A 13,278-nucleotide genomic window follows, 5' to 3' on the forward strand; every position below is an offset into this window, starting at 1 on the left:
ATTCTCCGTACATTGGCCATAGCGTACAGGGTCAGACTCCATCCTGTATATCTACATTTGACGTGAACTGTAAAGACGAAGCCCGCCAACCGGACGAGTCTTCAACGCCTGTATGTCAGTTACCGCTTTCGGTGAGTCGCACGACAGGGCGCCGGGCTGGCGCCAAGCCAAGATAGGCCGCGATGCAGCCCACCAGCGCAAAGGCCACTGCCCCCCACATACCAATTCCGAAGGCATCGGCATAGCCCTGCGAAAGAGCGGTTTCCACGACGGTCCTTGCGGCAGCGGGCAAGTTGGCTAGCGCTTCCGGACTCTTTACCAGCACATCCTGGGCGTCGAGGACTCCGCCGTCGACCAGGGCCGGATAGTCGCCAACGACCCTTGCCGTATTCAGCCGGTCATGGAAGTTCAGTACGGCCCCGATGACACCAAAGGCCAGCGCAGCGCCCAGTTGCCGCATGGTGTTGAGGATCCCTGAAGCCTGGCCCTGCTTTCCGTCCGGGGCGGAGATCAGGACCGCCTTGATGGCTGGCGAGATAACCAACGGCGCCCCGATACCGTAGAGCAGCATGGCGGCGAACGCCATGAGATAGCTGCGCTCGGCCGACGTCACAGCGAACAGAACCGCGGAGCTTGCGACCAGAAGCACACCCAACCGGATAGGGGCGTGCGGCCCGGCGCGATCGGCCCAGATGCCGCCGAGACGGGCGACGACGAGAATTGGCAGACCGGCGGGAAGCAGCGACAACCCCGCCATCTGCGGCGACATGCCGAGCGCCACCTGGCTCCACAGCGCCCAGAAAGCGACGCACATGACACAGACCTGGGTCGTCAACAGGATCAGGTTGGCGCTTGAGAAGGCCTTATGGCGGAAAAGGGACAGATCGACCATGGCGAAGCGGGACGATCTCTGCAGCAGCAGAAAAAGTGTCAATCCGAGAACGGCGCAGGCAAAAAGGCCGAGCGTGTGCGGCGTTCGCCAACCCCACTCCACCGCCTGCATCAGCGCCACGATCAGGCCACCAAAACCGAAGATGAAACTGGCCAGGCTGAGCGGCTTGATGTCCGGCATACGCATGGGCTCCGTGTCCCCGGGGACCGCACGACGCACGATCAGGAATACCAGCAGGCCAAGCGGAGCGTTGAGGTGGAATATCCAGCGCCAGCTCAGCTGTTCGGCGATGAAGCCCCCCAGAAAGGGGCCGATGGCGAGGAAAAAGGCGCCATAAGCGGCGGACGTGCCCAAGGCTGCACCTTGCCGCTCCGGGGGAAAGACGCGGGCGATCAGCAGCGCGTAGGTGGCCAGCATCATCGCCGCCCCCACTCCCTGCACCGCCCGGGCGGCGATCAACATTTCGCCACTGGCACTGAAACCGCAGCCCAGCGACGCCACGACGAAGACCGCCATGCCTGCATCGAAGACGCGGCGGGCACCCAGCCTGTCGGCCGAGTGGCCGGCGGGTAATACGAAGACGGCGAGCGTGAGGAAGAAGGCATTAAGCGTCCACTGCAGGGCGAGTGCTGAAATGCCGAATTCGGCCTGGATGGACGGCAGGGTGACGGCCACGCCCGTTTCATCGATGAACGTCATCGACAGAAAGATCGACATGGCGATGGTGGTGAGCGTTGTTGGCGACATGGGTGTTCCTTGAGCTCAGTTGGGGAGAGAAGCGGCCTGCCCGGATGCCGGGGCGCCGCGGCAGGGGGGCCGCCCAATCGGACGCCTTCCGGCTTTTCACCGCAGGGGCTTAATCGTTTACGGTCTGGATCAGGCGATCGACCCAGGGATCGTGCAACCACTGCTCAGTCATGCGGCGTTTGCGTTGCGAATCCCAGGAAATATCGCGCTCGAAGGAAACAATGCCACCGTCGTGACCGACGACTACCCAGGCCCAGGTTCCGGTTGTCGCGTCGAACATCTTCACACGAACGCCAATGGCGGCCCGGCTGCCGCCGGTTTCGCATTCAACGAAGGCGAAGCCACTGTGATGGGGCGGCTCCAGGGGCTCCTTCCTGAGCGGCTTCACCCAGCGTTCCTCCGCCCGCTTGGCGAGGTCCGGTGCCGCCGCAGCCAGAAACTCCCGGGCCCGCTGGAGTGCGACCTGTTCTTCGGGAACCGCATTGGAGTAGCGGCGATCCATATGGTGCACGCCGTCAAGGCGCTCCTCTTCCAAGTTGATCAGCACAGAGAAATGTTCGCCGCCGAGACCGGTGTTGCGCCCATCGCTTCTTTCATGGCGCAGGAGCAGCAGCGGCCGGGCATCCTGGATCACCTTCCGCTGGCACGCCAGTACGTAACCGTCCGGTATGCAGAGATAACCTTCGATCAGTTTCAAGGCACGCATCAGTACGGCAGCTTCGGTATTGGAGGCATTCATAATCGACATTCCATGTCTTCGTTAGGGTTTGGGATCAAGCGGCGTCCGATCGGGGCGGCATGGCTCCGCCGCGTAGTGCACCGGCTTCGGTGCGGCCGTAAATGGCGGAAAAGTCCGGTGCCAACGGACGGCTGTTGGGTGTGCTGAGCCATAGACGATACAGCAGGCGCTTTTGCTCCGGCTCCTCGGTATCGTCGAACGCAGCCCGCCCGTGAAGGGTGACAAAGTTGTTGACCCACTGGATGTCGCCGGGCTCGAACGGAATGCGCACCAGCAGTTCCGGCGACAGGCACAGCGAATCGATCAGGTCCAGCGCCTCGATCTGCAGCTCGGTCAAGCGGGGCGTGCCCGGCAGCTCTTGGGCGGTTCGAATGAAATGCCGCAGATAGCGGGCCGCGAAATAGCCTTGGTGCCGAGTAAACACCGGCAAGGCGTAGACATCGTTTCCCCCCCCCGGCTTCCCAGGCGGTGCGGCGGTGATAGAACGGTTGATAGAGAACTTCGGCCAGATCCGGGCGCTTTCGAAGAATAGCGTTGTGCAGGGCCGGGGCGCTGACCAGATAACTTTCGCCGCCCCTGATGGCGGTGCGCAGGCATAACAGACCTATGGCATCGCTGCGGTCGGTATGAAACGGCAGGCGATCGCTGGTCCGGGTTCCGCGGGCGGCGGTATCCTTCAGCTTGTCGCCGCCGTCCCGCACCAGACCGACCCGCTCGCCCCTGGTGCTCTGCGGCAACAGTGTACCGAGGTACCGGCCGAGACCGGCGAAAATGATCTTGAGATCGTCCTCACTGTAGTTTTTGACAGGAAGACCACGCATCATCGTGATGCCGACGCCGTTTTCCAGGCTCTCGCCGATGCCGCGCAAGCGCTCCGCCAGGCCATCCAGCGGAAAGTCGTCCAGCGTGAGTTCCGCCAGGTCGACGCTCCGGCGGGTAGCCAGTTTCAAGGCGGCGTCGATTTCAGCAAGGTCGCCGGGGCTAAAAATGTAATGCCAATCGGCCTGCTGGGACTGCAGCTGCGCAGCGGTCCAGCAAGCGGGATCATTCAGCGGCGTGATGACGGATGAGTCGTACTCCATGGTGCATTCCTTGTCAGATGAAGTGGAACGAAGTGAGGCTGATATCCCTGAGGTCATACACCTCAGCCCTGCTGCGGCACGTTGTCGGCCAGCCAGGCGTCATGAAGCCACTGTTCCGTACCGCGTTTGCCCGGGAAGGTGATCCACCGGACATCGCGTTCGAAGGTGACTATCTCGTCGTCGGCGCCGACGACGACCCAGAAATAAAGACCGTCAGCGCGATTGCGGCATTTAACCTTCATGCCCGCAAGCGTCACCTCCTTTCGCGCCCCGCCTGCCGCAGCGGTGTGCACAGTCTCGTCATGCCGGGCAATCCACAGCACCCGCATGTCCCGCAACAGGTCGGGAGCGGTACGGCGCAGGTAGTCCATGGCAATGGACCGTGCCTTCTTCTCGTCGGGTAGGGCAGTGTCTTCGAATTTGACATCCATGCGGGTATAGCCTTTCAGAACACCGTTATCGCCGATGATGGCGCTGATATGCTCGCCGCCCAGGCCGGTATTGCCGCCGTCCAGGCGCTCATAACGAAGGAGGGTGGCAGGGGTGTCATCGACGTCGACCTTCAGCATTGCCGTGCGGTGATAGGTCTTGGGGAAGGAAATCGTCCTTAACGTTTGGGCAGCGCTTTCATTAAGCACCGCGACCTCCACTGCTGCGCTAACGGAGGAAACCAGCGCCAGGTGCATTGCAGCAGTAAGGATTCCGGCTTTGACTCGGTTCAGTGTCGCCATTCTGTGTCTCCTCGGTAGTATCGATTTTCGGCGCAACTCGGGACGGCGCCGACGAGGGAAATTAGCAAACAACATAATCTTACGTCAACTGTAGATTGTTAAACGAGACTTGCAATACCCGACCAATGTCAGCCAACGGCCACCCCCTAATCCCCTTGTGCGCGGTCTACGGCGATAAAGGAGAATCGTTGCAATAATTAATAGCAGCGTGAAATGAACTTAAAAATCAACTTGACGCAAAATGTAGATTTTAGCTTGACTGCATACACAACTTGTCGCATCTATCCCGGGAAACCGGATGGATCAAGGCCGACGAGATCATCGGGCGATTGCGACAAATGAGTGCTGACGGTGCCAGCCGCAAAGATGTCAATCGCGAATATTACCAAGCTTATGCGGGACTGAACCGAGATGAAGTTCGGTACCTGGCGCGTCGCTGGCTGGAAAGCATGCTGGCGGTAGGGGCACAGCATTTCTTTAATGGTGCGGTCTTGTCCCGTCTTCGCATGCATGCTGCCAACGGGGTGGAACCGGTTTTCGTCTCTGGCTCTGCCTTCGACCTGCTGGAGCCGCTGGCGGCTCACCTGAGAGTGCGGCGGTGCTGTCCGACGCCGCACCGACCGCGTCAGGCAATCGTGTTTGCACAAACTCTCCAGGAAAAGGGTAATGCTTGGCATTCCACAAACGGTCATCTTGGCCGGCTTGGGATTCTGGCTGCTGATCGCAGCTATCAACAATAGGGTTGATGCGACGACCAACATCGTCAATATTCGCGCCATGATAACGCTGGAGTTGCTACGCGAGGAGGAAATAAGGGGGCAAGGGCTGCTGGGGCGGGCTATTCCTGGTCATTGGGCGCCAACTCTGTTGCGCGGGATCGTCGCTATTCAGTTGCTGACCTCCGTTTCGCTTCTTATCGCTGCCGCATGGCGCCTATGGGCGCTGGTCGACCCGGCAGCCACGCCCATGGCTTCGCTGACGGCCAATGCCGCCTTGACTCTGTTTTCGGGTCTATGGCTCGGATTTCTTTGCGGTGGCTTGTGGTTCGGTTACTGGATCAAGCAAGGAGCCATTCAACTGGTGCATTTACTGCTGGCCTTGACCATTCTTGCCCTGCTGTTGGTGAATCTCCCCATGCAACATTAGAGGCTGTGGGAGGTCGTCATAACCGGCGGCGACTGGCTTCTGAGCACGATGTTGATGGGCGGTTCAGGCCCTGCTGTCCTGGGCCGGTGTCGATAGATGCGGCAGCAGCGCCCCGTTGCGAATGGTTTGGCTCCAAAGCCAAAGCTTCGCGGCGGGGAAGTGCCCGTAAGTTTGGGTACGCCGCTGCTACGATCACCTTTCCAACGCTCAGCTCTTCACCACATCGACGAAGTAATGGTCCTCGCCGTCGACCTTCTCGCGCACGAGGCCATGTACGTCGGTCTCGAAACCCGGGAAGCGGCCATTGAAGTCACGCACGAACTGCAGGTAGCTGACGATGATCTTGTTGTAGCACTCGCCCGGAATCAGCAATGGAATCCCGGGCGGATAGGGCGTGACCAGCATGGCGGTAATGCGGCCTTCAAGATCGTCAATCGCCACACGCTCAACCTGACGGTGCGCCATCTTGGCCCAGGCATCGGCCGGGGTCATGGCCGGCTGAATCTTGGACAGGTACATGTCGGTGGTGATACGTGCCACATCGTACTGACGGTAGACATCGTGAATATCGCTGCAGAGGTCGCGCAGACCCACGCGTTCGTAGCGGGGAAAGCGCTGCACGAATTCCGGCATCACGCGCCACAGCGGCTCGTTGTTGTCGAAATCATCCTTGAACTGCTGCAGCTCGGTCACCATGGAGTTCCAGCGCCCCTTGGTGATACCGATGGTAAACATGATGAAGAACGAATAGAGCCCGGTCTTCTCGATAATAATGCCATGCTCGGCCAGATACTTGCTGACGATCGCAGCCGGAATGCCGACGTCATCGAAGCTGCCGTCGACATCCAGTCCCGGCGTGATGATGGTGGCCTTGATGGGGTCCAGCATGTTGAAACCGGACTCGATTTCACCAAAGCCGTGCCAGCGGTCGCCAGAGTGAATAACCCAGTCATCGCGATCGCCCATACCCTCATCGGTCAGGTTGTCCGGCCCCCAGACCTTGAACCACCAGTCATCGGCACCAAACTCGTCATCCACCTTGCGCATGGCACGGCGGAAATCCAGCGCTTCCAGAATGGACTCTTCCACCAGCGCGGTGCCCCCCGGAGCCTCCATCATCGCGGCCGCCACGTCGCAGGACGCGATAATGGCGTACTGCGGACTGGTCGACGAGTGCATCAGGTAGGACTCGTTGAAGCGGTGCGTATCGAGTTTGCGGCTCTTGCTGTCCTGCACCAGGATCTGCGACGCTTGGGACAGGCCTGCCAGCAGCTTGTGGGTCGACTGTGTCGCAAACACCAGGGTGTCGTCCGAGCGCGGCCGGCCCTGCCCAATGGCGTGCATGTCACGGTAGAAACTGTGGAAGGCGGCATGGGGCAGCCAGGCTTCGTCAAAGTGCAGCGTATCGATGGTACTGCCCAGCATGTCCTTGATGGTTTCGACGTTGTAGAGCACACCGTCGTACGTGCTTTGCGTAATGGTCAGGATACGCGGTTTCTTGTTGGCCGCATTGCGGGCAAAGGGGTTGTCTGCAATTTTCTGGCGAATGGTCGCCGGGTCGAATTCACTCTTGGGAATCGGGCCAATGATGCCGTAATGATTGCGGGTCGGCATCAAAAACACCGGAATCGCACCGGTCATGATGATCGAATGCAGGATCGACTTGTGGCAGTTGCGGTCCACCACCACGATGTCGCCGGGGGCAACGGTGGAGTGCCAGACCACCTTGTTGGAGGTCGAGGTACCGTTGGTCACGAAGAACAGGTGGTCGCAGCCAAAGATCCGGGCGGCATTGCGTTCACTGGCGGCCACCGGCCCCGTGTGATCCAGCAGCTGGCCCAGCTCGTCCACGGCATTGCAGACATCGGCACGCAGCAGGTTCTCGCCAAAGAACTGATGGAACATCTGTCCGACCGGACTTTTCAGGAACGCCACGCCACCGGAATGACCCGGACAATGCCAGGAGTAGGAACTGTCACTGGCGTAATCCATCAGCGCATCAAAGAATGGTGGTGCCAGAGAATCCAGGTACTTCTTGGCTTCACGTATGATATGCCGCGCCACGAACTCGGGCGTATCTTCGAACATGTGAATAAAGCCGTGTAGCTCGCGCAGAATCTCGTTGGGAATATGGCGCGACGTGCGGGTTTCGCCGTACAGGAAAATGGGAATATCGGAATTGCGCTTGCGCACTTCCCGGATAAAGCCACGGATACCCGCCAGCGCCTTTTCCACATCGGCATCACTGCCATCGCCGAACTCTTCATCGTCGATCGACACGATAAAACTGGAGGCACGACTGGCTTGCTGCGCAAAGGCGGTGAGGTCGCCGTAACTGGTGAAGCCGATGACCTCTAAGCCTTCCTGGCCAATGGCTTCAGCCAGGTCGCGAATGCCGGAACCCGAGATATTTTCAGAACGAAAGTCTTCATCAATGATGACTACAGGAAAGCGAAATTTCATGTGGGGCCAGTCACTCAGTAATAACAGATGAGTATGGGAAGCGCGCGGTACTGCTGCACGAACGACTCGGTCATGCCAGCGCACCATTCACACCACAGAATCAGCCGATGCCAGCGCATGTGACGCCCCCGGATATTTCTGCGAAAACGCTCAAAACATCATAGCAGCGCTGCCTACGCCTTACGACAGACCCTGCATTGGAAACCCTGTCGCAGGGCAGTAATTTTACCAGATTGATATCCATGTGATAGCAGATAATACAATCTGCTAGAATCGCTCCCCCGCAACGGCATTCAGACCAGGCTGCGGCCGTCCTGGCACCGAAAACCTGTGCCAGGGCTACACTAGTAACCCAGCAATTAAACAGGCGTCGTTGTCGGTTTGATCGTCGCCCTTGAAAACCGGACGCAATGTTGCGCCCCCTTGGATTTCAAGGGCCAGGCCATCCGTTTCAATGACAGGCCCGATGATGCCTTCATGCATCATGCAGCAATGAACGATATTTTTCATACCCGCTTAAGTTAAGGCGACGCTGTTGGACGAATTTCAGGAAAATCTATCGGCATGAAGCGGCGACAAGGCCCATCCAGCCCCCCTCCGGATCGGTTAGAGCCCACACTGCTGAGCTTTATCTGGCGATACAGCTCCCGGCATCAGATCGCGCTGCTGGCCATTACGCTGCTGTCCTTTCCGATCCTCTATGCCAGCCTGGAACTGCCCAAGCGAATCCTCAACGATGCCATTGGCGGCACCGACTTCCCGTACCTGATCCTGGGCGTTGAATTCGAACAACTGCACTTGCTGCTGCTGCTCAGTTTCGCCTTTCTGCTCACGGTATTGTGCAGCGGCCTGATCAAGATGCGGCTGAATATCTACAAGGGTATCGTTGGCGAGCGCCTGCTGCGACGCCTGCGCTACCGCTTGATCGGCCAGGTGATGCGTTTTCCCGTTGCCCGTTTCAGGCGCACCTCCCAGGGTGAAGTAGTGTCCATGGTCACGGCCGAGGTGGAGCCCCTCAGTGGCATCATGGGTGACGCCCTGGCGCTGCCGCTGTTCCAGGCCGGGCAGATGCTCACCATTCTGACGTTCCTGTTTATCCAGAACCCCTGGTTTGGCCTTGCCGCCGTGGCGCTGGTACCGCTGCAGGCCATTATTACGCCGCTGCTGCAGAGGCGCATCAACCGGCTGCACCGCGAACGGGTACGCCGGGTACGCAAGCTGTCGGAGCTGATCGGGGAATGCGTGCAGGGACTCGATGACCTGCGCAGCAACGGCGGCACCCCCTACGCACTGGCGATATTCAGTCACCGTCTGGGCGGCATATTCCAGGTCCGGGGGGATATCTTCCGCAAGAAGTTCTTCATGAAGTTTCTTAACAACTTCATCAACAATCTGCCGCCTTTTTTGTTCTATGCGGTGGGTGGCTACCTGGTCATTCAGGGGTCGCTGTCCATCGGGGCACTGGTCGCGGCCATCACGGCCTACAAGGACATCGTCACACCCTGGCGTGAACTGCTCAATTACATCAGCCAGATTCAGGAAACCAGCGACCGTTACAAGAGCCTGCGCGACCAGTTCCAGCCCGACGACATTCTCGACGCCGGGCTGTTCGAGGAACAGCAAGAGGCATTGCCACGTCTCAACGGCCCGATCAGCTTTGATCGGGTCAGCGTCACCGACCCCAACGGTAGCCGAATACTGTCAGACATCAGCCTGCAGATCCCCCCCGGCGCCACAGTGGCGATCCAGAGCAACAACAGCACAGTACGCAAAGCCTTATCCCAGGTGCTGTCCCGCAGCGTCAGCCTGTCGTCCGGTGAGGTGACGATCAGCGGACACAAGCTGTGCCAGCTGAACCAGGCCATCATCTCGGCGCGGATCGGCATCGCCTCCTCAACCCCCTACCTGTTCAATGCCTCGGTGGGGGAAAACGTCTATATGCCGCTGCGGCGCAACCCCCGCGTCAACCTCAGCAGCAGCGAGCTGGACGACCCCGAGCTGCTGGAGGCCCTGGCCTCCGGTAACAGTACCTATCCGGTCAATGCCGAATGGCTGGATCTGAATATTGCCGGTTTCAGCAAGCTGGACGAACTGAATCAGTGGTGGCTGATGATTGTCGATGCCATGGGCAGCGAGGACTATCTGTCACAGCGCGCCCTGGATGCCCGCTTTGAGCCCTCCGACCGGCCCTCTCTGGCGGCCAAGATAATTGAGCTTCGTCCCCGGCTGGCGCGCCGGCTGGCAGCGGAAAACCTGACCCGCTTTATTCACCCCTTCACGCGCCAGGCCCTGAACCCAAGCCTGACACTGACGGAAAACCTGCTGTTTGCAATCCATATCCATTCCAGCCGGGACGAGCAGGCGGCCACCACCAGCCAGCTGATCAAGCGCTTCAACGCCGCAGGGTTTGGGCCGGAGCTGGAGCATTTCGCTCACAGCATGCTGGACACGCTGGTGAATACCTTTGCCGCCATCGGCCCCAACCATCCGATTTTCAAGCGCCTGGGCGGGCTGACCCCCGAAACCTACGCGGCCCTGCAGGATGTGCAGCAAAAACAGCACAGCGGCCGCGCGCTGACGGCCGTCGAATCCGAACTGCGCCTGACGCTTCCCTTTATGATCACCGCCGAGCAACTGGACATGCCACTGCCCAGCGGCATCAGCACCGCCGTGCTTCGAATGCGCGAGGCCTGCGTTCCGCTGCACGAAGCGCTGTTCCAGAGCCGCTACCGGCCGCTGGATGAACAGCGCATCAACCCCGGCATCAGCGTGCTGGAGAACCTGATTTTCGGCAAGCTCGCCCGCGCCGGTGAAACCAACGAACGCAGCATTCGCAGCATCATTGCCGAAGAGCTGCTGCAGGCCGAATTGCACGGCCCGCTGTCCATGCTGATCCGCAGCATTCCGGTGGGGCTTGGCGGCACCGAAGTGCCGCCCATCGCACAGGAGCGCTTTGCCTTCCTGCGCGCCACCATAAAAAAACCGGACATCCTGGTGCTGGACCAGGCCCTGGCAAGCCATTCCGTTGCCCAGCGCAGTGAGGCACTGCGCAAGATCCGGCACCTGCTGCCCGAGGCCACCATCATTGTACTGGAGCCAACCATTAGCGATAGCGAACAGTTTGACTTGACCATCCAGCTCGAAGACGGCCGTGTCCCTGTCGATGGCAGCCCCCGGGCGCCAACGGTCCCGACGCCGGAAACCATTGAAGACTTCGAGAGCAAGCGCAGTGTCATTGCCAGCACCGCGGCCTTTGCTAAATTGAACCCCGCCCAGGTACGCCTGCTGGCCTATGCATCAAGCTGGGTACGGGTCGGTGCCGGTGAACACCTGTTCAGTCACGGCGATGTGCCCGACGGCGCCTATATCGTGGTCGACGGCCTGGCCGAGCTGCACTGGCCTGATGCATCTGCTGAAGACAAACCCATCAGCGAGGTCGGCCCGGGCCGCCTGATTGGCGACCTCTCCGTGATTATCGATCAGCCACGCAACATGAACCTGCAAGCGATCAAACCCGTGCTTGCCCTGCGTATCGAGCGTCGCGAGCTGCTGGAAATTATCGAAAACGATACCGTCGTGGCGATGAATCTGCTGCGTACCGTATCGGGACACCTGTTCGGCGCCGCCGAAACCATTCGCAACGAGCGCGCGCAAGAGCACTGATGGCAAAACAATGATCCAGCTTCGGCCGTACCAGCAGGAAGCCGTCGACGCGACGCTCAGGCATTTTCGCGCCGGTGATGAACCCGCCGTCATCGTGCTGCCCACCGGGGCCGGCAAGAGCCTGGTGATCGCGGAACTGGCACGTCTCGCACGCCGCCGTATTCTGGTACTGGCCCATGTGCGCGAACTGGTGGAGCAGAATCACGCCAAGTACGCCGCCTTTGGCCTCAGCGCCGGCATTTTTTCGGCGGGACTCGGGCTGAAAGACACCGGGCATCAGGTCACCTTCGCCAGCGTGCAGTCGGTGACCCGCAACCTGGACCGGTTCCAAAATGCCTATTCCCTGCTCATCATCGACGAATGCCACCGGGTCAGCGACGGCGATGACAGCCAGTATCAGCAGGTTATCACCGCCCTGCGCGCCCAGAACCCCCACCTCAAGGTACTGGGCCTGACCGCCACCCCCTACCGCCTGGGCCAGGGGTGGATCTACCAGTACCACTATCGCGGTTTTGTGCGCAGCGAAGATGCCCGCCCGTTTCGGCACTGCATCTACGAGCTGCCGCTGTCGCAGCTGATCCGCGAGGGCTACCTTACGAAGCCCGAACTGGTGGATGCGAGCATCGCCCACTACGACTTTTCGGCGCTGCAGGCCAACGCCGCCGGCCACTACAGCGAAACGCAGCTCAACAGCCTGCTGAGCCGCTACCCGCGCGTGACCCAGGCGATCTGCGAGCAAATTCAGGCGCTCGCCGGCGAGCGCGCCGGCGTGATGATTTTCGCCGCCACCATTCGGCACGCGCTGGAAATCACCGGCTACCTGCCCAGCGACTGCACCGCCCTGGTCACGGGCACGACCCCCGCAGCGGAGCGTGAAGCACTGATCACCCGCTTCAAGGCACGCGAGCTCAAATACCTGGTGAACGTGGCCGTGCTGACCACCGGCTTTGATGCCCCCCACGTCGACCTGATCGCCATCCTGAGACCTACCCAGTCGGTCAGCCTCTACCAGCAAATCGTCGGCCGTGGCCTGCGCCTGGCGCCCGGCAAGACCGACTGCCTGGTAATCGACTATGCCGGCAACGGCTTCAACCTGTTTGCCCCCGAAGTTGGCAGCAAGAAGCCCGACAGCGACAGCGAACCGGTGCAGGTATTCTGCCCGGGCTGCGGTTTTGCCAACATCTTCTGGGGCAAGACCGATGGCGCCGGCACCGTTCTCGAGCATTATGGCCGCCGCTGTCAGGGACTGCTCGAAGACGATGACGGCCCGAGTCAGCAGTGCGACTACCGTTTTCGCTTCAAGGAATGCCCGCACTGCGGTGCCGAGAACGATATCGCCGCACGCCAGTGCCATCAATGCAGCGAGGCCATCATCGACCCGGACGACCTGCTCAAGCGTGCCCTGCAGCTCAAGGATGCCCGCGTGATCCGCTGTGCCGGTGTCAGCTTTTCCGAACACAAGGGCGCACTGCGCATCTGCTATCACGATGAGGAAGGCGAGGAGCTGCACGAACGCTTCGACCTGCGACAAGCGGGTCAGCGCGCGGTGTTCAACCGCCTGTTCGGGCGCCGCTTCAACGGTGCTACCGAGCCACGACGTTTCGGCAGCCTGGCCGAAGTACTGGAGGCAGCCCAGGCATTCAGCGCGCCGGACTTCGTTGTCGCCCGCAAGGCGGGCCCCCACTGGCGTGTACGCGAGCGCCTGTTCGATTACAGCGGCCGCTATCGCAAGGCGAATGAACTGTAAAAAAGACCACGATAAAAGACGCAAGATGAAAGGGCAGTTCGTATATGGAATGAGCGAAGCGAATTCCG

The 13,278-nt window shown here is 60.3% G+C and carries 10 protein-coding genes and 1 pseudogene; 4 read left to right on the forward strand and 7 right to left on the reverse strand.

The window, feature by feature from the left end:
• Positions 1-115: 115 nt before the first annotated feature.
• The 5 genes and pseudogenes from F451_RS0100810 to F451_RS24440 all read right to left on the reverse strand — a co-directional run bounded on the left by F451_RS0100810 (position 116) and on the right by F451_RS24440 (position 4,191).
• On the reverse strand, positions 116-1,639 hold the full coding sequence (locus F451_RS0100810) for an MFS transporter (RefSeq protein ID WP_020679441.1): 1,524 nt from the start codon (positions 1,637-1,639) through the stop codon (positions 116-118).
• 109 nt (positions 1,640-1,748) lie between these two features.
• Positions 1,749-2,378 (reverse strand): hypothetical protein, encoded by a 630-nt coding sequence (locus tag F451_RS24430; RefSeq protein WP_020679442.1) that lies wholly within the window; start codon positions 2,376-2,378, stop codon positions 1,749-1,751.
• Positions 2,379-2,412: 34 nt separating this feature from the next.
• Positions 2,413-2,808, reverse strand: a complete 396-nt coding sequence (locus tag F451_RS28895) for a TauD/TfdA family dioxygenase (RefSeq protein ID WP_020679443.1) — start codon at positions 2,806-2,808, stop codon at positions 2,413-2,415.
• Positions 2,809-2,887: 79 nt separating this feature from the next.
• Positions 2,888-3,517: pseudogene (locus F451_RS28900) on the reverse strand (TauD/TfdA family dioxygenase); the annotation flags it as partial.
• 5 nt (positions 3,518-3,522) lie between these two features.
• Complete coding sequence (locus F451_RS24440) at positions 3,523-4,191, reverse strand: hypothetical protein (protein ID WP_040879295.1); 669 nt, start codon at positions 4,189-4,191, stop codon at positions 3,523-3,525.
• Between the two features lie 272 nt (positions 4,192-4,463).
• Between F451_RS24440 and F451_RS27545 the strand changes: the two genes are divergently transcribed.
• Together F451_RS27545 and F451_RS0100845 are read left to right on the forward strand one after the other, a co-directional pair.
• Positions 4,464-4,931 (forward strand): haloacid dehalogenase-like hydrolase, encoded by a 468-nt coding sequence (locus F451_RS27545; RefSeq protein ID WP_156826325.1) that lies wholly within the window; start codon positions 4,464-4,466, stop codon positions 4,929-4,931.
• On the forward strand, positions 4,858-5,337 hold the full coding sequence (locus F451_RS0100845; protein ID WP_020679448.1) for a DUF2165 family protein: 480 nt from the start codon (positions 4,858-4,860) through the stop codon (positions 5,335-5,337). Before F451_RS27545 ends, F451_RS0100845 begins: the two co-directional genes overlap by 74 nt.
• 207 nt (positions 5,338-5,544) lie before the next feature.
• Here the strand turns inward: F451_RS0100845 and F451_RS0100850 are convergent, their stop codons facing one another.
• Together F451_RS0100850 and F451_RS27550 are read right to left on the reverse strand one after the other, a co-directional pair.
• Positions 5,545-7,800 (reverse strand): arginine/lysine/ornithine decarboxylase, encoded by a 2,256-nt coding sequence (locus F451_RS0100850; protein WP_020679449.1) that lies wholly within the window; start codon positions 7,798-7,800, stop codon positions 5,545-5,547.
• 339 nt (positions 7,801-8,139) lie between these two features.
• Positions 8,140-8,310 (reverse strand): hypothetical protein, encoded by a 171-nt coding sequence (locus F451_RS27550; protein ID WP_020679450.1) that lies wholly within the window; start codon positions 8,308-8,310, stop codon positions 8,140-8,142.
• Between the two features lie 54 nt (positions 8,311-8,364).
• On the opposite strand from F451_RS27550, the gene F451_RS0100860 reads away from it, so the two are divergent.
• Both F451_RS0100860 and radD read left to right on the forward strand, forming a co-directional pair.
• Positions 8,365-11,463: an ABC transporter transmembrane domain-containing protein gene (locus F451_RS0100860; protein ID WP_020679451.1), complete on the forward strand. Its 3,099-nt coding sequence runs from the start codon at positions 8,365-8,367 to the stop codon at positions 11,461-11,463.
• Between the two features lie 10 nt (positions 11,464-11,473).
• Complete coding sequence (radD, locus tag F451_RS0100865) at positions 11,474-13,210, forward strand: DNA repair helicase RadD (protein WP_020679452.1); 1,737 nt, start codon at positions 11,474-11,476, stop codon at positions 13,208-13,210.
• The last annotated feature ends 68 nt before the right edge of the window (positions 13,211-13,278 follow it).

It is taken from the genome of Marinobacterium rhizophilum DSM 18822 (assembly GCF_000378045.1).
In the GTDB taxonomy this organism is placed as follows: domain Bacteria; phylum Pseudomonadota; class Gammaproteobacteria; order Pseudomonadales; family Balneatricaceae; genus Marinobacterium_A; species Marinobacterium_A rhizophilum.